Annotated in this window: 29 protein-coding genes; all 29 read right to left on the bottom strand. The window is 53.1% G+C overall.

Annotated features, from left to right (window positions below):
- Positions 1 to 21: 21 nt before the first annotated feature.
- Positions 22 to 3,156, bottom strand: coding sequence for a hypothetical protein (locus tag PLH32_16955; protein ID HQJ66297.1), 3,135 nt, complete (start codon positions 3,154 to 3,156; stop codon positions 22 to 24).
- A gap of 245 nt (positions 3,157 to 3,401) precedes the next feature.
- Positions 3,402 to 3,629 (bottom strand): hypothetical protein, encoded by a 228-nt coding sequence (locus PLH32_16950; protein ID HQJ66296.1) that lies wholly within the window; start codon positions 3,627 to 3,629, stop codon positions 3,402 to 3,404.
- A gap of 11 nt (positions 3,630 to 3,640) precedes the next feature.
- Positions 3,641 to 4,735: a hypothetical protein gene (locus PLH32_16945; protein HQJ66295.1), complete on the bottom strand. Its 1,095-nt coding sequence runs from the start codon at positions 4,733 to 4,735 to the stop codon at positions 3,641 to 3,643.
- Between the two features lie 6 nt (positions 4,736 to 4,741).
- Positions 4,742 to 6,145 (bottom strand): portal protein, encoded by a 1,404-nt coding sequence (locus tag PLH32_16940; GenBank protein ID HQJ66294.1) that lies wholly within the window; start codon positions 6,143 to 6,145, stop codon positions 4,742 to 4,744.
- A 16-nt stretch (positions 6,146 to 6,161) separates the two neighbouring features.
- Positions 6,162 to 8,654, bottom strand: a complete 2,493-nt coding sequence (gene terL / locus PLH32_16935) for a phage terminase large subunit (GenBank protein HQJ66293.1) — start codon at positions 8,652 to 8,654, stop codon at positions 6,162 to 6,164.
- Positions 8,629 to 9,153: a hypothetical protein gene (locus tag PLH32_16930; GenBank protein ID HQJ66292.1), complete on the bottom strand. Its 525-nt coding sequence runs from the start codon at positions 9,151 to 9,153 to the stop codon at positions 8,629 to 8,631. The genes terL and PLH32_16930 overlap by 26 nt, the downstream gene beginning before the upstream one ends.
- A 31-nt stretch (positions 9,154 to 9,184) precedes the next feature.
- On the bottom strand, positions 9,185 to 9,700 hold the full coding sequence (locus tag PLH32_16925) for a hypothetical protein (GenBank protein HQJ66291.1): 516 nt from the start codon (positions 9,698 to 9,700) through the stop codon (positions 9,185 to 9,187).
- A complete protein-coding gene (locus tag PLH32_16920; protein HQJ66290.1) occupies positions 9,693 to 9,923 on the bottom strand; it encodes a hypothetical protein in 231 nt (76 codons plus the stop codon). Before PLH32_16920 ends, PLH32_16925 begins: the two co-directional genes overlap by 8 nt.
- Positions 9,924 to 10,099: 176 nt before the next feature.
- Positions 10,100 to 10,480, bottom strand: coding sequence for a hypothetical protein (locus tag PLH32_16915; GenBank protein HQJ66289.1), 381 nt, complete (start codon positions 10,478 to 10,480; stop codon positions 10,100 to 10,102).
- 17 nt (positions 10,481 to 10,497) lie between these two features.
- On the bottom strand, positions 10,498 to 11,085 hold the full coding sequence (locus PLH32_16910; GenBank protein ID HQJ66288.1) for a helix-turn-helix transcriptional regulator: 588 nt from the start codon (positions 11,083 to 11,085) through the stop codon (positions 10,498 to 10,500).
- A gap of 198 nt (positions 11,086 to 11,283) precedes the next feature.
- On the bottom strand, positions 11,284 to 11,487 hold the full coding sequence (locus PLH32_16905; GenBank protein HQJ66287.1) for a hypothetical protein: 204 nt from the start codon (positions 11,485 to 11,487) through the stop codon (positions 11,284 to 11,286).
- Positions 11,488 to 11,517: 30 nt separating this feature from the next.
- The gene (locus tag PLH32_16900) at positions 11,518 to 11,949 is read right to left on the bottom strand and encodes a hypothetical protein (GenBank protein ID HQJ66286.1); all 432 of its coding nucleotides are present in this window, start codon (positions 11,947 to 11,949) and stop codon (positions 11,518 to 11,520) included.
- Positions 11,950 to 11,994: 45 nt separating this feature from the next.
- On the bottom strand, positions 11,995 to 12,258 hold the full coding sequence (locus tag PLH32_16895; protein ID HQJ66285.1) for a hypothetical protein: 264 nt from the start codon (positions 12,256 to 12,258) through the stop codon (positions 11,995 to 11,997).
- A 20-nt stretch (positions 12,259 to 12,278) separates the two neighbouring features.
- On the bottom strand, positions 12,279 to 12,674 hold the full coding sequence (locus tag PLH32_16890) for a hypothetical protein (GenBank protein HQJ66284.1): 396 nt from the start codon (positions 12,672 to 12,674) through the stop codon (positions 12,279 to 12,281).
- A 3-nt stretch (positions 12,675 to 12,677) separates the two neighbouring features.
- On the bottom strand, positions 12,678 to 13,034 hold the full coding sequence (locus tag PLH32_16885) for a DUF2958 domain-containing protein (GenBank protein HQJ66283.1): 357 nt from the start codon (positions 13,032 to 13,034) through the stop codon (positions 12,678 to 12,680).
- A gap of 149 nt (positions 13,035 to 13,183) precedes the next feature.
- Positions 13,184 to 13,396 (bottom strand): hypothetical protein, encoded by a 213-nt coding sequence (locus tag PLH32_16880; GenBank protein ID HQJ66282.1) that lies wholly within the window; start codon positions 13,394 to 13,396, stop codon positions 13,184 to 13,186.
- Between the two features lie 12 nt (positions 13,397 to 13,408).
- Positions 13,409 to 13,693, bottom strand: a complete 285-nt coding sequence (locus PLH32_16875; protein ID HQJ66281.1) for a hypothetical protein — start codon at positions 13,691 to 13,693, stop codon at positions 13,409 to 13,411.
- 74 nt (positions 13,694 to 13,767) lie between these two features.
- Positions 13,768 to 14,277, bottom strand: a complete 510-nt coding sequence (locus tag PLH32_16870) for a hypothetical protein (protein ID HQJ66280.1) — start codon at positions 14,275 to 14,277, stop codon at positions 13,768 to 13,770.
- A gap of 64 nt (positions 14,278 to 14,341) precedes the next feature.
- Positions 14,342 to 14,944 (bottom strand): hypothetical protein, encoded by a 603-nt coding sequence (locus tag PLH32_16865; protein ID HQJ66279.1) that lies wholly within the window; start codon positions 14,942 to 14,944, stop codon positions 14,342 to 14,344.
- A 9-nt stretch (positions 14,945 to 14,953) separates the two neighbouring features.
- Positions 14,954 to 15,226 (bottom strand): hypothetical protein, encoded by a 273-nt coding sequence (locus PLH32_16860; GenBank protein ID HQJ66278.1) that lies wholly within the window; start codon positions 15,224 to 15,226, stop codon positions 14,954 to 14,956.
- Positions 15,223 to 15,426 (bottom strand): hypothetical protein, encoded by a 204-nt coding sequence (locus PLH32_16855; protein HQJ66277.1) that lies wholly within the window; start codon positions 15,424 to 15,426, stop codon positions 15,223 to 15,225. Before PLH32_16855 ends, PLH32_16860 begins: the two co-directional genes overlap by 4 nt.
- A gap of 151 nt (positions 15,427 to 15,577) precedes the next feature.
- Positions 15,578 to 16,138 carry a hypothetical protein gene (locus tag PLH32_16850; GenBank protein ID HQJ66276.1) on the bottom strand — a complete coding sequence of 187 codons (561 nt, stop codon included), beginning with the start codon at positions 16,136 to 16,138 and terminating at the stop codon, positions 15,578 to 15,580.
- Between the two features lie 47 nt (positions 16,139 to 16,185).
- Positions 16,186 to 17,589 (bottom strand): replicative DNA helicase, encoded by a 1,404-nt coding sequence (dnaB, locus tag PLH32_16845; protein HQJ66275.1) that lies wholly within the window; start codon positions 17,587 to 17,589, stop codon positions 16,186 to 16,188.
- Positions 17,534 to 18,349, bottom strand: coding sequence for a helix-turn-helix domain-containing protein (locus PLH32_16840; GenBank protein HQJ66274.1), 816 nt, complete (start codon positions 18,347 to 18,349; stop codon positions 17,534 to 17,536). The genes dnaB and PLH32_16840 overlap by 56 nt, the downstream gene beginning before the upstream one ends.
- Positions 18,339 to 18,512: a hypothetical protein gene (locus tag PLH32_16835; protein ID HQJ66273.1), complete on the bottom strand. Its 174-nt coding sequence runs from the start codon at positions 18,510 to 18,512 to the stop codon at positions 18,339 to 18,341. The genes PLH32_16840 and PLH32_16835 overlap by 11 nt, the downstream gene beginning before the upstream one ends.
- Before the next feature lie 9 nt (positions 18,513 to 18,521).
- Positions 18,522 to 18,779 (bottom strand): hypothetical protein, encoded by a 258-nt coding sequence (locus tag PLH32_16830; protein HQJ66272.1) that lies wholly within the window; start codon positions 18,777 to 18,779, stop codon positions 18,522 to 18,524.
- Positions 18,780 to 18,804: 25 nt separating this feature from the next.
- A complete protein-coding gene (locus PLH32_16825) occupies positions 18,805 to 19,239 on the bottom strand; it encodes a hypothetical protein (GenBank protein ID HQJ66271.1) in 435 nt (144 codons plus the stop codon).
- Between the two features lie 276 nt (positions 19,240 to 19,515).
- Complete coding sequence (locus PLH32_16820; GenBank protein HQJ66270.1) at positions 19,516 to 19,767, bottom strand: hypothetical protein; 252 nt, start codon at positions 19,765 to 19,767, stop codon at positions 19,516 to 19,518.
- The gene (locus PLH32_16815; protein HQJ66269.1) at positions 19,767 to 20,957 is read right to left on the bottom strand and encodes a recombinase RecT; all 1,191 of its coding nucleotides are present in this window, start codon (positions 20,955 to 20,957) and stop codon (positions 19,767 to 19,769) included. The genes PLH32_16820 and PLH32_16815 overlap by 1 nt, the downstream gene beginning before the upstream one ends.
- Positions 20,958 to 21,107: the final 150 nt, after the last annotated feature.

Below are 21,107 nucleotides of genomic sequence, written 5' to 3'. Positions count from 1 at the left end.
TTTTGCCTGACGCCCTGTGGTTTAGCTGATCACCAGCTTTCCGAGAGTCAGAGGCTGAGTGACCTTGAAAGCGGCGCGATGATGCACCATAACGGCTTTCGTCTTGGTGTCAGGCACCCACTGCGGCCCGAGGAGCACAAAGGGCACATAGACGTAATAGTGGACACCGGCCTGATTCGAACCGACGGCCACCCGCGAGCGCCGGGCATTCGGGGAGACGAACACCTCGCAGCCGGAGACGTTGCCGACAGACCGGCTGTTCAGGTGCATCTCATTCCGGGCGACGTTGTATTTCGTCCACCCTTCCGACAGCCAATCCATGAAGCGGCTCCGGTCGGCGCGGCTCCAGACCATCCAGTTCGGCTCCATGTTACCGGCCAGGCTGGTCTCATCGACCAGCAGGTCGCAGTAATACAGAAACCGTTTGTTCCATTCGGCCTGGGTATAGCCGCTGTCCGGGGTGGACTGAGCGAAGGTCTGGTTGCCGCCGGTCGCGTCGTCAACGACCTCATAGAGCACCTTGCGGTCGATCTGGTCGATGATCGCTTTCTTGATTGCACCGACGATCAGAGCCAGGTAATCAAGCCCGCCGCCGCCGTCTTTCATGGCCATTTGCATGTCTTCTATGAGGGCGATGTCAAGCCGGGCACCCAGGTCGTAGTCGTCCGCCGTGGCGGTCGTCTTGCTGATGCCCAGATAGCTCTTGTCTTCGGCGGCCCCTGCGGTAGCGCCGGTGATCGGCTTTTCGACGAAGAAACCGACCTGACCGGCGGTCAGGGTGCTGGAATCAGCGACCGAGACGGCGGTAACATCGGTGCATTTCTGACCGACGTTGGTCGGGGTGCAGCGCTTGATCGTGCCGAGTGCATCCGTGGTGAGGAAAGTCACGGTCCAGGTAGCCGATGCACCGTTTTCATCCGTGCCGGTGATGGTGACGACCATATCGGTTCCGGCAGGCTGCTCGATCAACCGCGCAAAAAGATGATCGGCATACTGGTTGCTGCCAGCCGACAGAGCACCGTCATCAACGAAATCGCCGTAGGTGGTCGGACTGGCGGTTGTGGTGACCAGCGTGGTCGGGTTGGCTTCATCTACCCAGCCGAATTCATGCTGACCACGGCGATGGACCTCGTCACCGGTCGGATAGCCGACCTCGAAGATGTCCTTGGTGCTGGAGGTCATATCGCCGGTCTGGCAGATCTGCATGGCGATGGTCTCAGGCCAGGAGGCGTAGATGATTGCAGACGCGACCTCATGCGGCAGGTTGGTGCTGATTACACCGGATGTCGTGGCCTCGCCAGCTTCGGTCAACAGCGGGGCAATCGCCTTGTTGATCTCCTCGGAAAGCAGCATGTTATGGAGCATACCGCCGGAGGCGAACAGGTCATTCTGAAGCTTGCCGACGAAATCCATGTAATAGAGCTGCTTCTGGATCAGGGGGCGAAGCTTGTCCTGCCAGGATTCGAGCAGGAAACGGCCACCTTCATACACCGGGTGACCGAACACCTTGGCCAGGATCAGGTCGCGGATGCGGGTGGACCCGCCGGTGATTTCTTTGGTCAGGCCGACCTGACGCGCTTCCGTGGTCAGGGTGCTGATGACGTTTGGATCGGTGACGAATTTCTGCTGGGTCTGCATGGTCGATTTTAGGGCCTCGGCGATTTCGGCCTTGCGCCGGTTGAAAGCCGCCGTGACGGCCTCCTCCAGCTTCAGCTTGGCCACATCGTCGTTCTCCTGCTCGGCCATGATCCGGTCCATTACCGCTGTGACCTCTTCAAGCACGTTGGCCTTGACGGTATCGCCAAAGTCTTTGACCTTGCCAACCACGCCACGGATGTGCTCCAGAAGGGATGCTCTGCGCCGCTTGGCGGCTTCCTCGGCAAGCTGCTTTTTCAGCCGCTCGTTTTCCTCGGTCAGCGGTTTGGCCTTTGCGGCCTCGGCCTGGGCAGCCTCAGCCATGATTTTGGCGTAAGCCTCCGGGTCCGTTCTTTTGAGTTCTTCCAGGTTCATGATACGCTTCTCCTCTAAATGGAAACCTTTTTTAGCTTCTTCGATAGGCATAGCGCCCACATCGGTGAAGTCGGAACCCATAAACATCAATTGACGAACGTCGACCCCGCCCTCCTGGTTATGCTGGAAAAAGCCAGGTCGCGGGTAAGCTCGCAGAGAAACGCCGTCAACCATGCCTTCCTGGACCTGGACGGCCATTGTACGACCGGCCTCGGTCCGAAGGGTTTCGAAGTGAATGAAACCGACGTCCCCGTCCTTGGAGGCGCCGGTAATTTTTGCAGCCCGCAGCATGAAATAATCAGGGTCTTTTGGATCAAGCGCGGGCTTGTGCGTCGGGTACATGTCCAGAACCCGGCGCTTCTTGTTGGATTCGTTTAAGGTGATGATCTCCTGGGCGAGCGCGTCCCAGCACTCTTCCAGATAGCGGTTATTATTGGCGGTAAGAGCGCCGAATTTAATCATCGGCACTCGGGCTTTGATAACGTCCGTTTTGGCGGGGTCCTTCTCCTCAAGCAGAATATGGCCGGAGAGGTTGAATTCGAAACCGGCCTCGGCTTCGGCGGTTCTTGTGACCCGCTCCTCGATCAGAAAATCTGCTGCGGGTTTGGGCGTTTCCAGTGGCTTTTCCTCGACCGCCGTCTGAACCGGTTTGACTACTTCCTTGACCTCGACTTCTTGAGGGGATCCGAAGGTAAAATCGCCGTCGACGATGGCGAATTCCGCCCTGTAAACTTTATTTGGGCCGAGTACCGCGCCTGTTTCGCTGACATTTTCGACTTCGTAGATTACCGCGTTGCCGACAATATCCCGAAGCCAGACATATTTTCTTGGATACAGCCGTTTGATGGCTTCACGCATTTTCATGCGGAATTCTTCAAGACCGCCTTCAATTTCTTCGGCTGTCATTTCAACGTTCTCTTTCTCTTCATTTTCTTCATTCTTGACCGCAACCCATTTGCCGTCAACGACTTTGTGGGATTTCTTGAATTTGTTGATCGCTGTGCCTGCCGCGATGCCCTTTTCCAGACCTTTTGCAACCAAAGCATCGTATATTTTGGCAATCCAGTTGACCTGCGAGAGGGTCAGCGCCACACCGTCGAGCTTTTTCCAACTGGCGGGGGCTTCTGATAAACTTGTATAAGGCATAATCTTTTCTCCTGTATATTGAGACGGAGCGGGCTGGGCCGGTCCCGCCCCGTCTCTTCGGGGGCGTGGGAGGTAGCACGCCGTTGGTACAAAATGAAAAAGCCCGTGCCTCACCTTCCCTCACGTTTGAGAGAGTCAGTGAAACACGGGCTTCTGTTTCCCAGTCGACCCGGCTATTATTAGTGATAATTTATAGAATCTCGCTCATCTTGTCAAGCCAAATTTTACATCTATTAGGTTTATTTTCAATCATCAATTTTCCCGACCAATTGTTCCCATTCTTCGCGGTTAATAGTTTCGATGTGCAAGCTTTGCCGTGGAATTTGGACCGAATTCAACGAGCCAGACTGTAATTTCAGCTCAATAGTTCCATAGAATCCAAATTGGTCATCTGCCGGCAATTCGATTTTCTGCACATTTTTTCCTGTCCCATTATCACGAATGACCAGGATACTTGTAGTGATTTTGCCCATATCGCCCTCCCTCACGCCACGCTCCGATACCTCTTGCCGCCGACAATACTGTTTATTATGGCGTGGAAATGCTCTTCAACGGCTTTCTGATATTTCTCCGTCACCGGTCTTGTGATTTCTGTTTTTCTGGTTGCTGACAAGTATGACGTTTCTTCTGGATGCTCAAAAATGATATTCTTTTTGGCTTCTACCTTCGGACTTTTTTTGCCCCACTCAGACACCGGCCTGATCTCCCGGGTGACATAGCACATGTCATTGGGATGCGGATAGAGGGGCATGGAGCCGGGCGGATAAACGCCGGGCCCCAGACCATAGACGTCCTGGCTGGCCAGCTGGTCACAGACATCGTACTGTCCATGCGACGGAGAAAGGTTCCATTTCAGACCAAGAACTACCTGCGAAGCGCTGGCCGACATGGCTTCGGCCTCATGGTAGGCGTTGCCGATCTCTGTCCTGGCAAGCCGCAGAGCGTTGTAGTGGATGGTTCCACGTCCACGGACGGACCGGCTGATACCGGTAGTCCAGCGCAGATTCTCGGGGATTTCCTCGGGCCGCTTGATCCCGAGGATGTCACTTTGTAACTCTTTTGCCATATCCACTGCGCTTTCTCCCCGTGCAATACCTGATAGCACAATGCCGTCGATCCGCTTCCAGACGTGTTTCTCCAAATTCCAGATGCGGTCACTCAAAGTCAAGCCGTCGGTGCCGATTCTTTTCCAAACGTGTTCTACTGCCGCCAGGGGAAAGGTTCGAAATTCCGGGCTGACAAGAGTAGCATCATAGCCGTGGCTGGTCAAAAGCATCGTCTCGGCCAATTCTGAAATTTCAGCCGCGTTCAAAGTTACCAGATTCATTCCTTCCTTAAGCGCATCCGCATAGCCATTTTTCAGACCTTCGGCTATTTCTTTGAGCTGGTCCCGTTTCGCCCTCCAAAATGCCCTCTGAGCGGTAAGCCTCGGATCACGATCAATTCCAATCAATAATCGGACTACATCCTCATAGGCTTTTTCAAACGACTGCTGAAGCTTTTGCAGGGTTTCTTGGGTAAATTTGAAACGATTCTGTCTGGTTTTCAGAATCATTCTCTGATATTCGCTTATTTCCATCGACGTTTACTCCTCCGGCGGGACAAAGCCGGGGTCTTCGAATGGATTGGCGTTGAACTTTGTATCCCAAGCGGCCAGACGCTGCTGGTCCGCTTCGATTTCCGCATTGACTTCTTTCGGGTCCATGTCAAAGATGCCGGCATAGACAGAAAGCGGCAGGGCCCTTCGGTCTACGCCGTCCTTGGCAATAGTGGCCAGCGTCTGTTTGTCCTCGACCGATTTGCGGGTCCACTCGAAAGCTACCGGATAGTCCTGGGGCAAGAGATTCTGGAGCAGCAGCATCATGTTGGCCACCTTGAGCATAGCCGCGTCGCACATCTCACAAACTGAAGAGAGAAAGCCGCTGATATAGCGGTGCTCCTGGCGATCCAGGACGGCGCGGTTCACGGCATCTTTTCCGTACCCGCCCAGGAGGGATACCGGACGCCGACCGCTGGCGAAGAGCCGCTGCTGGCCGTACTCGATGTCGGCGATGTTGAAAATGGCTGCGTTGGAAGTGTCCAGGACGTTGGCCCGGCCGGTCGTGTAGATGTCGGTTTCCACTTCCATCGGCCCGTGTTTTTTGCGGTCGGTTTCGTCCTGGGTCCGAATCCGGATCAAGTCCTCTATGCTGGCGTCGGGAAATTCACGGCTTACCCTCGCATAGGCCCTGGTATGCCGGGCAATATAAACATCCTGCTCGGCCTTGCTCAGTTGCTTCCAGTTGCCCCGTGCGCTGGAGAAAAGCCCCATTCCAAATGCTGCTTCGTCCGGCCGGTTCCAGTCAAAGCGGACCACTTCCCAGGGTAAGAATACAGCGACAGGCTGCTGGGAAGCGTAGTCAAATTGAACGTAGTATCCATTATATTTGCCCTCTGTCAGTTCAACCAGGATGAAGCCGTCCCGTGGGCCTTTGATGTGGCGAAATTCGACCACCTTGTTCAGAGAAAAGTCCACGACGATCCGGTAAAACCGGCTCCCTTCAAGCAGGGCGAACTTAATCATGTCCGAGATTCGCTGATATATTTGCAGAGCTTTAAAATTTGCGTCAAGAATTCGTTGCAGTTTCTCGATCTCAGGGTTCTGCTTTCCATCGGCGGTTTTGACTACGATGTTGAACGGCAATCCCCGCCTGTTGTTTTGGGTAGCGTCGTCTGCGATGGAGTCGATAGTCGAGCGAACACGGTCGTCGCTGCAGTACATCCGCCAAGCGTCTTGGACTTCCCAGTAAAAACCGGTTTTGATCCCCCCGTGCTCTGCGCTTGTGAGACGAATGGAAGACGGCATTACGTCGAACTCTCTTGGCGCGGTGGTCCGGTCCGGATTCACCTGATCCTGCCCCTTCTCCGCAAGGGCTCCAATCTTTTCCCGACCAGGGGTTTTGTTCCGGCCGAGCAGCCCATTGAAAAGATTCGTGAAGATGTTTGGCATTTCCTGCTCCTTTTTTTTACGGGTTAACTCTTAGTTCTCGATAACTGCTGATTGAAGCTGGCGCTTTATCAGCCCTCATCCAGTAGCGCAGGGCTTGGGTGGTCGCGTCCACCTGGTCGTCGTTATTACCATTTGGGAAAACCGCGAATTCTTCCACATAGTCGCTGATCCACTCGGCGATGATTGAATCGGGGATGTAAACATTGCCCGCCTCAATCTGAGGCGCAACCGCAGACAGCCTCTCTGTCTTGCTGCCCTGGGCCGGCCAGGGGATGATTCCTGAAATTTCATGCTTCAGCGAAGCGATGATCGCCGGGCCATTGGCGCTGTCTTCAATCAGGATCGCCGTGCTCTCTTTCCATTTTGCCTTCAATGCCCGGACGGCTTTAAGGGTATCGGGAAAGTCCATCTTCCCGCGCACCTGGTCCAGAAGGTACTTGTCCGCCTCCACCCTTCCCCAGACCTGACCGACCACGTAGTCGGGATTCCCTGAAGCCGCCGCTGCCTCGTCCTTAAAGGTCATATCCCAGCTCAGAACGATGTCGTCAAAATGGCTCGGGGCAACGATGTAATACTTCCACCAGGACCGTTTGACAAGTGCGCCTTCCTGGGGCGCCGGCCGCTGCTGATAGAGGGCGTTCCAGACCTGGCTGCCCAGGGTCTTTTTCGTGTTCTCAATCCAGGCCCAGTCGAAACCGAACTCGGGCCAGAGCGGCTCTCCCGGCGCCCTTCCCAGGGGGTCTTCATCCTCGGCCTCTGCCGGCAATTTGACCACATACCATTTTTCCGGCTCCTGCGCCAGTATCCTGCCGGCCAGGTCGTCCTCGTGCCAGCGGGTCTGAATAAGGATGATTGACGCATTGGGCTGCAACCTTGTCAGGAGCGTGTTGCGATACTCATCCCAAAGCATATCCCGATATGTGAGGCTGTCAGCTTCCTGGCGGTTTTTTACCGGATCGTCGATTATCAGACAATTATGGACGAGTATTCCATTTGCAAAGAAGTTGCTCTCCTCTTCCACCTGGAGGTCATAAACAGGGACCGCTGGAGTGCCAAGCTCTTTAACGCTGACCACGACGTCTCCCTCGATTTGTGGTAGCGGATATGGCACTCGCCGCACATTGTGATCAGGTTCTCCGGAGCATTGTTCGCGACATTGCCGTCCAGATGGTGCATGGATAGATTGCTTCGCCTCACAGATTGGCCGCTCCATTGGATGATTCGAAAGCTCTCTGTCTTTCCACACACAGTACAGCGATGTTCGTCCCGTTCCAGAATCAAGGGCCTCATGCGAGAAAACCACTCTGCATAGCTTTTTCCATCTTTGAAATGAGGATTGCCCTGTCCGGTCATCCTCTTGGAGTGAACTGCATTTGCACACTTTGCTGAGCAGTAGGCCATATGGGTAAAAGTTTTTATGAAAATGTCTCCACATTCTGGGCATTTTTTCCGGGGTTTCTTTGCATCCCGTACCTCTTTCCTGCATTGCTCCGAACAATACATGTTGTTGCGTTTTCCAGGCATGGCTTTGCTGCACCGCAGACACCGTTTGGCATTCTTGACTGCATGGTGCGCTTCTGAGCAAGCCCTGGAGCAATAGTGATCCCGATTGCCATTTCTCAAAGCTTTTTCGTATTCGTACAATGGCCGCTCGTAGATTTTCTGGCAAAAAGAGCAGGTTAGCGTTACGGTCACTTTTCTCGCCCTGTTGTAGCATGCCCTGCAGGTTGGCCCATCGCCGCCTTTTGGATTCCCACAAAACAGACACACTTTGTTTTTCTTCAGTTGCTTTGGAGATAATCCGGTCTCCTGGCAGTAATAGATACGCCGGCCTGTAGCCTCGTTCCTGGATGTAGATACGATGTTTCCGGGTAGCTGTGAGTTTATGGCCACCAGCTGTTTCGATTTCAACGAGTCCATCACGTTCAATCTCCCTTGAGGCTAATACTCTCCGCATCTGGAGTGTTTGCATTTTGTGGTTAAACGTCAAAACTTTTGGCTTTATGTGCATTTTGTGCAGGGCCTGAATGTCGATCTCACCAATCTCTGTCTCAATCAGAGTCCCCGCTATCAGGCAGTCTGCGCCGCTTCCGGTCGCCGGGCCTCCAATACTCGTGCTGATCATTCCGCCGTCATGGCCTTCGATGGACCAGTTGCTGACGCTGGCATTGTCGCCGGCAATCCCGATTTGAAAAAGTGTCGGGCCAAACTCCTCGATCTTGCGACGATTTGCCCTGCCGAATCTCCGCGCCAGTGACTCTCCATAGCTGACCTCGATCACCCGCCGGTCCGGATTCTTGCCGATGAACCAGCTCGGAAAGCTCTCAGTGACAGATAACGACTTTCCGTGCCTCGGAGGGAGAAAGAACATCACCCGTTTAAGTTCTTCGGCTTCTATCTTCTCGCATATTTTCGCAATATATCTTAGGTGGGTCGCAGGACGGTATTTCAGGTAATGGGTTACTTGAAGATAGGCCAAGTAGTTAATCCGGGCCAGGCTGATCATCATTTCGTTGCTCACCGAGCTTGGCAAGGAGTTCAACGAGCTGCTCCTGGATCTCGGGGCTGGCCCGCAGGGCGCTTTCGATGAATGAGATATTGGCGATCCTCTCTCCATAGTCCTTTCTACCAGTGGGGTCTGTCAGGGCGAATTTGCTGGGGCGATAGCAGCCAGCCAACTTGGCCATTTCCTTGAGTGCGTCCATCATGGCCGTGTAAACATGTTCCTTCTGGGCGGCACGAAAGATGGACTCATGCCTGAGCCAGAGTGTCCCGAATATGCGATCGACATCCTCGTGCGCACGTTTTTGAAGCATCTGGAAGCAGTGCTGAATATAGGACCGGATCTGCCGGTCGCACACAGTCCACTTTTTCCTCCTGCGAATCTCCTGGATGATATCATTTTCTTCGCTCCAGCCCTGCTCTATCAAGGTCATAATGAACTGATATCTCCGGTCCAGCTCTGCTTTATTGGCCCTGCTGAGTATTTGTAGTTTCTTTTTCTCCATTGGTGATTCCTTCTATTACCGCATGGCCATGTCAGACGCTAACCGCGGTCCGATGATTTCTCCATCGTATTGCGCGGAGATCCTGCCGGCGCGGGAACCGCCGGGTGGTCCGGGCCAGCTCCCCCAGGTGTTCTGCCGGAAAAGGAATACCCGCATCAGAGAGAATAAGATAGAGCCACCTGCCCATCAGGATGGCATCTACCTGCTCTGGGCGGTTGAGTTTGCGTCCATGATGTGCCTCAGCCAGAGCGTGAAGGCTCTCATATCCCATCCTGGAGGGGTTCCACTGGTCCCGGTGGACCAGGATATGCTCTGGAAATACTTCCTTGATTTGCTCCAGATGCTGCGAAGGATAATCAAGGATATCTCCGAATGCCTGAACGATGGCCAGATCGATTTTATGGTGCTCGCGCATGGCCTTGAGCCGATCCCGGAATTCATCAGGTGAGCAATAGCGCATACAGCTACTGAAGATCAGCTCACAGCTCGGGGAATAGATCGCCACCCCGAGCTGAACGCCGAAAGTGATAGAGCAAAAGTTATTCATAAAACACCTCATCATTTGTTTTTTCGGCGCCGTCGATCAGCGGCCGGCAGATGGCGAGCATCTTCACCGCTCGCGATCGCCCTGCCGGCAGATTTCGCTGTTCGGCGGCGCCGAATCGCGGCGCACTCTTCTCAGCGCCGCGATAATGATCGCGCTGGTAAGTTTGATCAACAAATAGGCACCGAATCCATACCATAGCAAAATTCCGGCCTTGCGGTGCCAATATAATCGTATTCTTTGGCCCTCACGCAGTGGACCTCTGCCGGATTGACACGTCTTGTATAGCCGGCGTCATATGCTGCTCTCGCAGTTACCATCCGCGCCCGCCCGGCACTTGGTGCCCAAACAATGCTCACGACCCCAAGCAGCTTCGTCCGGAACGGCCGAACCGAGTTCTGGCTACTTTTCATGGTTTGGCTCCAGTCCGTAGGCCACCGGGAACCTTGCGAGGAGGTTCGCCATCTCCTGTGCATCTCGCATCTTTCCGAGACTCAAGAGGAGATCCCGCGCCGTTGCCAGGCCAACGCGGAATTCCTTCTCTCGTTTTTGCATGGCCTCGAGTAGCGCTTCAAGTTCTTCCGTTGAGGGGCCTGCATCCATCTGGGCCTGTAGCCATGCGGCTGTGTGCGACATGTTACCTGCAGCCCACTCTTCGTATTTTAGACGCTGCTCCAGCTCGGAGATTCGAGCATCCTGCTTGCCAATAATGTCGACAGCACTGCTATGGGCCAGCCCGTCAACAGAATCGATATACTCCAGCTGCGATTTGGTATATTCCATCTCACACCTCCTTTTGCTCAGAGCGACACCTCATAACCACGGTCCACTCGGCTCTCAAAGAGCCGGTTCTCAGCAGCCAGGAGCGCTCTCAATTCACGGTAAACGCCATAAGCGCAATTTTGGCACAGGTAGTCCTGCAGTGCCAGCGCCTTAGTGCGGCACCACTTTTTATCCTGGAGCTGGTCATCACTGGCTTTAGCCGGCCGCAACCTGTAATCGCCGGCAATGGCGCCAGCAGCCAACGGAACTGCATTCGGATCTGCGGGTTGGACCGCTCGCTCTTTCTTGACACATGCCAGGTCATACTTGGCGTGGTATTCCTTTCTCTTTTCGGTGCGTTCATGCCGCTTCTGATGGTAGCGTTTCAGCCCCTGAGTAATTCTTGTTCTGTGTTGCATCTGAATTGAATCGTAGTTTGGCCAGAGCGAATCGAATCCCACTCCTAAAGCCGCTGAAATTCTCTGTGCAACTGGACGCTTCGGCAGGCATTTGCCCGTTGCTATTCCAGAAATCGAAGCTTGCGTGCAGTGGGCCATCGTGGCCAGGCATCGCTGCGACAAGCCTTTTTTAGCGATGACTTTGTTCAGATTGCAAATGATCTTCATTCCACACCTCACTCCAAAAACCGCTTAATCATGCAGGATCTACACAGCTTGATCTCTTCTGTTTCGCCAGTCTTGCATGGCCAAAAATATACGTGCTTGCGGCAAAGGCGTTTGCCGCAAGCAGAACATACGTCTTTGGATAGCTTGTTGGCATGGCACTCATTGCAGTATATGATTGCGCTCTTCATGGCGAACTTTTCACCATCCGATCGATTTGCTAGCAGCAACATGCCTTTCCTGTCCTCCTGGCTGCTCTCTGAGTTCTTTCATGCGCTTGGCCCAGTACTCTCCGGTTTCACCCTGGAACCATGGATCCCCAGCCGGGGAGAAACGCCATCGAGAAAGCATGTCCTCATAACGCAAGCCATCGATGTATGCCCTGTTTTTTTCTGTCAGGTCCATTTTTACCTCCGTAGTTATGATTCTGTCGCGTTACTTCTCAATTTCATTGTATTCGTCCGCCCAGCCGTAAATACTGTTTTTGCCGGCTTTCAAAGGCATGCCATGGATTTCATCTACCAGATCGCCGCCGGAGAAAATGAAAAGGAACTCATTCCAGCCGACGTAACCGCCCAAGGTGTTTTTGGCATTGATCAGTGTTGCGACTCCCCAGCCGCCATTGACCTTTCCTTCGAGGACCTCATCGGATCGATACCAGATCCGACGCGGTTCAGAAAACTTGTAGAGTGCTGACTGCGGATCGAGCAGCTTCAATTCCATCGATTCCTTGATCTTCGAATCATAGACCTCGGCAGAGAGCGGCAAGCCATAGGTCAGGCTATCGAACACCTCGCGCTTCGGCAGATGTGCGCAGCCAGCGACAAAGGCGGCGAGGATGACGGTAAAGAACAGTGCACGTTTCATAATACACCTCCGTGTTCAATTCAAGACGACAAAGAGTTGCGTTATTTAATTCTTTGTCCTTCCAAGGCTGTCGATAAACTGATTTATGCCGTGCCAGCCGGCAAAGTCGTTCTGGAGACGGACCAGGATGGCCGTGACAATATCAGGGCTTTGGCTGGCCGTCCATTTGAAAATCGGATCCTGACCGGCTTGGATTTCATCAATCAGTTTGGATCCCCGCTCCTCCATATAAAGCTTGGGGCCGCTGATGCAGCCATCTTTATAAGTAAACCGCCCTACCGTTTTCTCGGTGGGAATTTGGGTATCCATTTTGGACCTCCTCGCATCGTTTAAAAGAGTAAAAGTGAGATTTGATCACCGCTGCGCTTCTTTGGCGGTTTGGGATTTCCCTGGTCCTGATCTCCTTGCCATTCCTGCACCTTGATGCCCGCTTCTTTGCGCAGCCATTCAGCCACCACCTCGCGATGGCAGAATTTCCCTGGCCCTTCGTAGCAGGTCAGGATCATCCCATCGAATTGCTTCGCGATTTCCTTCGCATCCAGTTTTGCCAGCACCTCCTCACGATAGCGTTTCCGGAATAACTCCGGATCGTTCAGCCCGAATAGATGGTAAGGGGGCGCGAGCTGAACAAATCGCGCTCCCTTATAGCCCTTTGGCACGGTCCGCGTAATCATGACCGTTTTCTGGTTCTTCGCCACCTTGCGAAAATAGCTTGTCCAGATCATTGCTCAGCTCCTTGGTTCACAGGCCGGTTCAAGATGCTGATGCTTGCTTCTCAGATCCGCCCAGACTTCCCTCACAGTTTTGGGCTTCCAGTAGAGGTCCCGCTCCAGGGGCAACTGAAAGCCACCGAATTTCACTCTGCACAACTCCAGCTCGGATTTCAGGACAGAGCCCTCCTCGATCTCGAACAGGTCCACGATTGCCCAAAGGTAGTCCGGATCTTCCGGATCCTGATTGACGATGAACCAGGTCCCCTGCCCGTAGGGATTAAAAATCTTGCAGTGGACCAGCTGCTCCGGATCGTCGCCCCGTTTGAATTGGGCTTGCAGCTTCCTCTCAATTTCCCTGGTGAAGAGTTTCATTTTGTACCTCCGCATTTTATGCGTTCTTAAAGTCATTATTAATCTACATTTAACAGCTATTATATGCAAGTGAAATACACCTAAACAACTGTTATTACTCATTTTGTGATACTGCGCACAATACGTCGGCCCAGGCAACTCCAGTTGTTTCAGCACCGATTTCGAATTGCTTTCCAGAGCTCGGTTGCCATACCGAGCAGATAACTACCCATAATCAGAGCACCGTAGATAGAGGCTATCGCTAACGGCACCATAAAGAGCAGTCGCCAATAGTAATAGCCAATGAAGCCCAAGCCGATTAAGGCAAGAGCGCCGATTGACCAGCGGGTTACATCCAGCACAAACCATTTCCAGGTATTCATTGCACGGTTCCTTTATTGTGGTTTCACGGCCGTGTATTTCCAGCCTTGCCGGTCCTGGGTGACCAGGATAAATTCAAAGAACGGGAACATTTCTGCAGCCACTTTCAGCTTGACCATCGCATCATCGCGCCTGAAGCCCTTCACCTCGTAGAGGGTGATGTGGTCTGTGACCACGAGAAAATCGGGCGTGTAGGTTGTTTTTGGGGCCAGCCGCAAGGTGACCGCTTCAAACCGGTAATCGCTGATTTCACCGCCTTTCTTCAACAGTTCAAGCCTCCCGGCGAACGCTTCCTCCATCCTGTTCATGGTACCGGGGTTGTGGCGCCGCCGGACGCTGGCATATCTGTTGAACCTGTTCATGCTCTTCGGCCTCAGTGGTTTGCCTGGTGGGCGATAAGAACAGCCGCGGCTGATCCTGCGGTAAACCAGAGCCAGTCCTTCTGGTACCAGCGTTGTTTATAGATGATCTTATCCCGATAGACCGTCTGGACAATGAGGCTGTCTCGCCTCGGAGCCGGCTGAAACAGGAAATCGAATTTATTAACCGGCGGGAAAAAGTAGTCCACTGATGCACGGCCGCAGTCGGGAACTGTCGTATCCATGCTGGCGACCTTGATGATCGCGTAACCGTTGGATCCAGGCATCGGATCCGGATGCCCATCCACGTAGACTGTGTCCAGTTGGATCTTGCCGGGCACCTTTTTGATTTTGATGATTGGAGCCGGCGCGGGCAACGTAACCACGAGCGTGTCGATCCGCGTTTCTCCTGGGGGAGTAGCTGAATGTGTTTTGCCGTGATAAAAGTAGCCTGTAGTAAAGCCGCCCAGGAATATCAGGGCCAACGCCAAGATTGAAATGATGATAATTTGATACCCCTTCATACCCCACACTCACTTCCGTTCGATTTAAAATAAAGATAGTTGTCAGCCTTGATTAATATCATGGCTACTTCTCGACGTAACCATGCTCATCGCATTTCCCGCAATTGCACTTTGGCAATTTGCCCTTATCGACTGAGGCCAGAACCAGCCGGGCTTTTCTCTCACAGTCCTCGCCAATGGCCGGATTGTAAAACTGATCGTAGGTCCTGATCCGGCCTGTTGCCCGACTTTCGTAGATCAGAATGCAGTTGGCAAAGTGGCCGAAGTGCATCAAGGCCTGGGCCATCCAGTAATGATTATTTGGGGCCCGGCCATTCGGAAGAGCGTCATCATCCGGCACACTCTTGATTTTGATCAGCATCCCTCTGAACTCTCCACTGGTAAAACCGACAACCCGGCCTTTCATTGCTTGAATCGGTCTGGTGCCAGTGTACTCAGGGCTCAAGACGCGGGTGAGGCGCTGCTGCAGATCTTCCTCGGCCTGATGTATTTTAAAGAGCCGCATCTTAAGGTCATCGCCGGGATTGACGCCGTGGAGCATTTCCCAGGTGAGCTTTCTCGGGCATTCCCCAAGCCGGCTCATGTCCAGAAATTTAGTATTGTCAAATATTTTGACGAGAAACTGCGTATGCGTAAGCAGCCTCGCTCTGATCTCTTTCGCATCCATACTTCCTCCCTACCCTTTGGTTACTTCTCCAGGTTCTTCAGGTACTGGTTCTTCAACCTTTGGCCCTTTCATTCCGGCCCATTTGAATGCGTTCTCGATTGCTTCCTGCGATCTTTTGGCGGTCCTTCTCGGTTTTCTCCGGCCTGTCTTTTTCAGCTGCTCTCCCAGCTCTTCCACCTTATGGACCAGGAAAAAGAGAATGTCGGTCAAGGTCTCCTTGCCGTGCTGCAATTCGGGGTGAGCTGCCCGATACATTGTAAGCGCCCGGTCCAATTCATTCATGCTTTGCTGCTCCTTCTGTGCGAGTTAGCCTGATCCTGATCCCGATTCCATGACAATATCAAGAGTATTGCACCTAAAGAAGTACCGCCAACGGCAATAAAGACTTCCACCATTGTGCGGGGACTTCCGGTATAAGCCAGCAGGATGATCCCGCAGCCGATGAAAAACTCCACCCAGCGATTCTCAATCAGTGCTTTCATAACGGCCTCAGCTTTCTACTCAGTCTGGATCTTTGTCGTTGTAGGCGGATCGCCCAGCTCCGGCGGCAGCTGTTGGCAGAAAACTGCCAGAGCCAGAACCATGAGAATGATGAACAGAACAAGCTTTTTCATAACTCTCCCTTCCAAACTGTTATAACAGGAACACTTCCCATTGCGCTTCAGTGATAATCCGACCTTGAAGCCGGCTCAGATCCTGCCGGCGGGGGAACCTTCTGGTCGTTTGCGCTATCTGATTGAGGTAGGATGCCGGGAATGGCACGCCAGCCGTGTGCAGTATATCCCACAGCCAGCGACCCATCAAAATCGCATCCACCTGTTCAGGCCAATTGATTTTATCCGCATGATACACCTCTGCCAGCGCTCTGCGTTTTTTGTAGCCCATCCGGATCGGGTTCCATTGGTCGCAGTGGACCAGTATATATTCGGGAAAAACATCCTTAACGGCGTCGAGCGTCTTTTGCTCAATATCCGGGATGCTTCCAAATGCCTGGATTATCACGGTCTGGATGCTCCACCGGTCCCGCATCGCGTTCAACCTGCAAATAAATTCGGATGTTTGGGATACTCGCATTGTGCCAGAGGTGACCAGTTCGCAGAGCGGAGAAAATACCGCCACCCCCATCCGTGAGGCAAAGGCGATGGAACAGATGTTCCTCCTTTTCTCCGCATTCGATGTCAGCAAATCGTTCATGATTTCACCTGCTTTTCTCATTTTGATTTAGTTTGAGGATCATTGAGTCAGTTTTGATACCATTCGTTTGCCCGGGCCCTCTCAGTGTCGTTCTCATGAATCCCGTCGATAGGATAAAAACGGGTAAACTGACGCCGGAAAAGCATCGGGATGTCCAGGGTTGGGCCGTTGCGCTGCTTGGCTATCATGACATCGGTTTGCCATTCATCGAGCTGTTCGCTGTCTGCGCTCTCCCGTTCATAATACTGATCGGAATGGAGGAAAATAACCGTGTCGGCGTCCTGCTCAAGATTTCCTGAGTCACGCAAGGCATTAAGCGTCGGACGCCTCGCTTTCTGCGCCTCGTTCACGCGAGAAAGCTGGGATAAAGCCAGAACGGGCACGTCGAGTTCTTTTGCCAGTCCTTTAAGCTGGCGGGTGATGGTGCCAATTTCACGGTCCCTGGTGTCGCTTTTTGCGAACCGGGCGCTTATCAGCTGCAAGTAGTCTATACAGATCAGATCCAGTTTGCCATTCTCCGCTTCCCGTTTCGCTATGCCCACAATTTCAGCCAGATCGGCGGCCCTGTCATTGATTTTGAGCTGGCAATTGCCCAGTTTTGCGGCCGCTTTTACGAGTCGTTCATGCTCCTCGTTGTTGAAATGACCGGTCCGGACATGGTGCGAATTGACAGCCGCCTCCGAGCAAATCATGCGCAAGGCCAGCTGCCTGGTGCTCATTTCCAGTGAGAAGAGGTAAACATTCTTCCCTGCCAGGGAAGCACTCTGCGCGATGTTCAGCATAAGAGAGGTTTTGCCCATGCTCGGGCGAGCTGCCAGGATAATCAGCTCGCCTTTTTGCAGGCCTGCGGTGAAATAATCAATTTGTTTGAATCCTGTCGTTATGCCAGATAGTCCTGGCCTTCCCTTTGAAGAGTCAATATCACTGACAGCCGTCGCCATGAGGTCCTTTGCTTCCTGAGCGATGATCTCCCTGTTCCGGCTGGAGATTTTCAGAAGCTCACTCTGAAGACCGTCAATCAACTCCGCTGCATTTTTCCCCGGGATTGCGAATTCTCTGCTTGCTCTGTTGGTTGCCAGATAACCGTGCCGGAGAAGAGCCGCATCCTTCACCCCCCAGACCGCACCGTCTGCCTGGGTAGCGCTGACTACCTGGCCGGTACATCGTGCCAGATACGCCTCTCCGCCGATTTTTTCGAGATTGCCATCGATGCGTAACCGGTCAACTACTGTGAAGATACCGATTGGAGCTTCAGCAGCGGCGATGTCCCGGCAGGTCGAAAAGATAATCCGGTTTGCGGCGCCGTAGAAATCTTCGGGCACCAATTCAGCCAGAATCATTTCGGGTGCGTAGCCCTCAAGCAGGCAACCTATGGTGACCATTTCAGCGTAATCATTATGGGGTAGCTGTTCTGCTTGCATCCTCAGGTCTCCAATCAGCAGGTACTTCACCGTATCTTCTGGCCTTGGGTGTTACATCATGTTTCTTGATTAAAAGCTCCGTAATGTGCTCAACAAAATCGAACTTATTGAACAGCCAGTCATATCTCTTATAGCTATCGGGAAAATCTGACGCCATTAAATTCCTGGCCGCCTTTTTTATGTTTTCAAATCCGCCGATATTCACATTGGAAAATGCGCTTTTAAGCATACCCAGTCGATATGCTGTGGGCGGTAGATCAGGTGTCCGCAATATTGAGACGATCTGATTGAACGGATTGATATATGCCTGAAGGTGCAAGGTTGTTTGCGCTTCCCCCGGCGGGCCCTCTTGTTGGTTGGGTATTGTTATATTAATATTATTAGGCGGCACGTGGTGCCGGGGTAGTCCGGCACGTGGTGCCGGGGGGTCCGGCATGTCATGCCGGGGTAGTGCGGCATTTTGTGCTGGGGTGCCCTTCTTTTTTACACAGGTGATATGATAGGTACTTGGAAACCCGTAGTTGTGAGTTACCGTAATGAGGTGCGCTTTTTCAAGGGATTCAATACTGTCCCGTACCTTGCGCTCACTTATCCCAAGCATAGCCGCGATATAGCGCTGGCCTGGAAAACATTTGTTCCCGGCATTAGCCATTTTGACCAGAACACTATAAACGCCAAGCGCATAAATCCCGATTTCTGCTGTGCGCTCAATAACTTCGTTGTCGATGATGGTAAAGTTGTGCCTGCGCTCATCAACCGCCTTTGATTCTTCCATCATGTTATCGTTCATTTTTTAGGGTCCTTGTTTTAGGTTTCTGAATTTCCTCTATCATCTGGTGGATTTCAAGACGCTGCTTTTCATTATCAGCGTTCCTGAGCAACTCCAAGCCGATTTCCAGCAGGCGCGTGTCAAGCCGAACCAGCTCATTTTTACGTTTTTCTGCAAGGAACATATTGGCCCCCTATTCCTGAGCATCTCGCAGAGCCTTGCACTTCTTGACCACTGCCGCCGGTCCCTTTTCAAGCAGGAGCTGAGAGCAGGATCCGCGTTTGCCAGCATAGGGGCATTTAAAGTGCTGGGCGTGATTGGCCTGATAATCATGCACGGCCTTTTCAATTGAAAAGCCGTTCTGAGCCAGGATCGGGAGCATCAGCAGAAGAGCGATCACGCCGCATCTGCAATCCTGGACGTATGGGCCGTTTTCGGTAATGGTTTTCATTTCGCACCTCGCACAAATCAAAGTCCTACTTCGCAACAGCGATCAGGTCCGTGATGTCCACAAGCCCCATGGTCGTTTCATAGATGGTGACGCTCTTATCCGCCCAACGTGAAGCAATATAAGTCTGCACCTTGGACGCTTTGCTGAGGATGCTGTCGGGAATGAACAGCGTCGCCATCATGGTGTCCCGAGATACAGACCAGTAGGACTGCTCGATGGATTCGTGGACGGAATCGCTCTCAGTAACCGCTGCGAAAAGGAAGGTCGTCGCCGGCTGGTCGCTCGTGTAAAAAATGGCCACCGTTCCAAAAAACCGGGCGATCCCGATATCGCTCCTCTCCATCTCCCGGATGCTGAGAATGCCAGGGGCCGTTGTATCGATCGGCACCAAGTCCTTTGCTTCTGCCAGGACCAGCAGCCCAACCAGCAGAGCAGCGGCAATGAATTTGAAGAATCTCATAACAGACCTCACTCTCATTTAAAAAGTCCCTTGAAAAAGGCTTTGGCCCTTGCCCTTGCCTGCCTGACGATCTGGGCTTCGTTGTACCTGACGCGGCGAGCTGGCCATCTTTTAGCTCTGCGACGATTGATAACGATCGGCGCGGGCGGTTTCGGCAATTTGCTCATAAATAATTCTCCAAATTATCCCCGGTGCCTATTCTGTCCTGCATAGCGCGGTTTTCAGGACCATTCAAGACACCGGGGTGCGTCATTGCGATGGAGTGGGACGCGGAAATCAAAATTTAAAAGCCAGTTGATCCGCCTGCGCTTTGAGCCTTTGCGCTTCGCGGCGGCTCACATGATCTCTGACTATTTCTACCAATTCCTCTGTTAAATTCTGAGTGTTCTGAGCCGCCTGTTGTGGACCGACGCCGTGGTTCATTCCATTACAGATGCAGGTACAATCAGTACCGTGTGCGTTGTAGCACTTGGCAGAGCAGAGGCGCCGGTGGCCATCACTGGATTCGGATTTAATCAAAGTCGCCATCAGAGTATCCTCGCTTGTTCGCCAGCATGATTCTGTTGTTGTGCTCTCAGCGCTTCATTGGTGATTTTGGAGAGGTCCATTAGCATCCGCTCCTGCTCGGCGTTCGGGACTTCCTCAAAGCTCTCCAGACCGTATTGGCCAGGCAGATCGTTCCAGAACTTCTCGCCCTTGAGTTCGATGATCTTTTTGCGGTGAACTTGCAAGGCTTTCAAATAGCGCTCATCAGGAACTGACTTACCCGGGTCGCCGGTGCCGCCATCCTGAGAGACGGCAGGCTGACCATTCGCAGCACTGCCAGCGGCTTGCTTGTCGCTATTGCCGTTCCCATTGGGCACGTCGGCAAAGTCCGCATCCTCGGCTTCCATTGGATTGAGCTTGACCGATTTCTTCTCCAGGTCAAAGACTTCCGGGGTAACGATTCGCCCATCCAGCAGGTTGGCCGTGGAGACGCGGCTCTCTAGATCCACCGGAATGAACTTACGCAGGACTTTGATCCCGACCTTGCCCCACATCTCCTCGACCAGCACCTTGTCATTCCACGGGCTGTATTTGCTGTCCTTGGCTTCGCTCCGGTCCTTACGTGCTTCGACCTGCGCCTGATTAAGGTAGCGGAAAACGCGCTGCCCGTTGGCAAGGTGGGCAACCGCGTAGACATACTTCAGGGCGCCGGGCTTGTCAAGGTTGGGGATATGGATGATATTCGGCTCAAGTCCCAGCCGGACTTCGAACTTGTCTCCTTCCCGAACGCAGTAGGCATAGATGTGGCTGACGTTCGGATTGCGGAGCATTAACGTGATCCAGCCCTGGTACCCGATCTCGAAGCAGCATTTGCCCTTGCGGGGGATGAAGTAGACAAGCCCCAGCTCGGGCGTCGGATCCAGCCGGACCAGCGATGCACTGAGGACTGCACCTATAATGCTCCGTGTGCTACAGGTTTTCAGGCTGTCGCTTTCAGCGATGATACTGGTAGAAATCTGGATGATCCGCTCCGGAGGGATTGCCCCCATCAGAGCGTTGGCAAACATCGGCTCATAGAGCCTGAGGATCCGCTCGATCCCGTGCGAGTCCATGCCGGCCAGAGTAACGGGAATCGTTGATTTTTCTTTCTTGCCACTGGTCGCAGGTTCGGCCTTGGCAGGGCAGGAGCCATCCGGCCGCATCTTGTCTTTCAATTGCTCAGCTACGCCCATATTAGACCTCCGTTTTCTCACAGTTTGATTTTGGGGATCAGTGACCTGCTCCCCGGCTTCACATCCAGGCACTCGTTGTAGAGGGCCGGATGATTGGATTTGATAAAGTCCACATCCAGGACAGGGCGCACCCATTGCTCCGCTTCCTGG

Source organism: bacterium (assembly GCA_035419245.1).
Lineage (GTDB): Bacteria > Zhuqueibacterota > Zhuqueibacteria > Residuimicrobiales > Residuimicrobiaceae > JAKPUX01.
The sequence above is the reverse complement of the archived record's forward strand: the minus strand, read 5'-3'. Positions and strand labels throughout refer to the sequence as shown.

Coding starts and splice junctions, on each gene's coding strand:
- PLH32_16840 (HQJ66274.1), bottom strand. CDS start 18,349: ATGAACGATAACATGATGGAAGAATCAAAGGCGGTTGATGAGCGCAGG.
- PLH32_16880 (HQJ66282.1), bottom strand. CDS start 13,396: ATGAATACCTGGAAATGGTTTGTGCTGGATGTAACCCGCTGGTCAATC.
- PLH32_16910 (HQJ66288.1), bottom strand. CDS start 11,085: ATGAAGATCATTTGCAATCTGAACAAAGTCATCGCTAAAAAAGGCTTG.
- PLH32_16950 (HQJ66296.1), bottom strand. CDS start 3,629: ATGGGCAAAATCACTACAAGTATCCTGGTCATTCGTGATAATGGGACA.
- PLH32_16870 (HQJ66280.1), bottom strand. CDS start 14,277: ATGAAGGGGTATCAAATTATCATCATTTCAATCTTGGCGTTGGCCCTG.
- PLH32_16820 (HQJ66270.1), bottom strand. CDS start 19,767: ATGGCGACTTTGATTAAATCCGAATCCAGTGATGGCCACCGGCGCCTC.
- terL (HQJ66293.1), bottom strand. CDS start 8,654: ATGATGATCAGCCTGGCCCGGATTAACTACTTGGCCTATCTTCAAGTA.
- PLH32_16855 (HQJ66277.1), bottom strand. CDS start 15,426: ATGAAAGCACTGATTGAGAATCGCTGGGTGGAGTTTTTCATCGGCTGC.
- PLH32_16835 (HQJ66273.1), bottom strand. CDS start 18,512: ATGTTCCTTGCAGAAAAACGTAAAAATGAGCTGGTTCGGCTTGACACG.
- PLH32_16830 (HQJ66272.1), bottom strand. CDS start 18,779: ATGAAAACCATTACCGAAAACGGCCCATACGTCCAGGATTGCAGATGC.
- PLH32_16885 (HQJ66283.1), bottom strand. CDS start 13,034: ATGAAACTCTTCACCAGGGAAATTGAGAGGAAGCTGCAAGCCCAATTC.
- PLH32_16955 (HQJ66297.1), bottom strand. CDS start 3,156: ATGCCTTATACAAGTTTATCAGAAGCCCCCGCCAGTTGGAAAAAGCTC.
- PLH32_16930 (HQJ66292.1), bottom strand. CDS start 9,153: ATGGAGAAAAAGAAACTACAAATACTCAGCAGGGCCAATAAAGCAGAG.
- PLH32_16925 (HQJ66291.1), bottom strand. CDS start 9,700: ATGAATAACTTTTGCTCTATCACTTTCGGCGTTCAGCTCGGGGTGGCG.
- PLH32_16900 (HQJ66286.1), bottom strand. CDS start 11,949: ATGAAACGTGCACTGTTCTTTACCGTCATCCTCGCCGCCTTTGTCGCT.
- PLH32_16825 (HQJ66271.1), bottom strand. CDS start 19,239: ATGAGATTCTTCAAATTCATTGCCGCTGCTCTGCTGGTTGGGCTGCTG.
- PLH32_16905 (HQJ66287.1), bottom strand. CDS start 11,487: ATGGACCTGACAGAAAAAAACAGGGCATACATCGATGGCTTGCGTTAT.
- PLH32_16915 (HQJ66289.1), bottom strand. CDS start 10,480: ATGGAATATACCAAATCGCAGCTGGAGTATATCGATTCTGTTGACGGG.
- PLH32_16875 (HQJ66281.1), bottom strand. CDS start 13,693: ATGGAGGAAGCGTTCGCCGGGAGGCTTGAACTGTTGAAGAAAGGCGGT.
- PLH32_16850 (HQJ66276.1), bottom strand. CDS start 16,138: ATGAACGATTTGCTGACATCGAATGCGGAGAAAAGGAGGAACATCTGT.
- PLH32_16940 (HQJ66294.1), bottom strand. CDS start 6,145: ATGCCAAACATCTTCACGAATCTTTTCAATGGGCTGCTCGGCCGGAAC.
- PLH32_16865 (HQJ66279.1), bottom strand. CDS start 14,944: ATGGATGCGAAAGAGATCAGAGCGAGGCTGCTTACGCATACGCAGTTT.
- PLH32_16895 (HQJ66285.1), bottom strand. CDS start 12,258: ATGGATACCCAAATTCCCACCGAGAAAACGGTAGGGCGGTTTACTTAT.
- PLH32_16860 (HQJ66278.1), bottom strand. CDS start 15,226: ATGAATGAATTGGACCGGGCGCTTACAATGTATCGGGCAGCTCACCCC.
- PLH32_16815 (HQJ66269.1), bottom strand. CDS start 20,957: ATGGGCGTAGCTGAGCAATTGAAAGACAAGATGCGGCCGGATGGCTCC.
- PLH32_16890 (HQJ66284.1), bottom strand. CDS start 12,674: ATGATCTGGACAAGCTATTTTCGCAAGGTGGCGAAGAACCAGAAAACG.
- PLH32_16945 (HQJ66295.1), bottom strand. CDS start 4,735: ATGGAAATAAGCGAATATCAGAGAATGATTCTGAAAACCAGACAGAAT.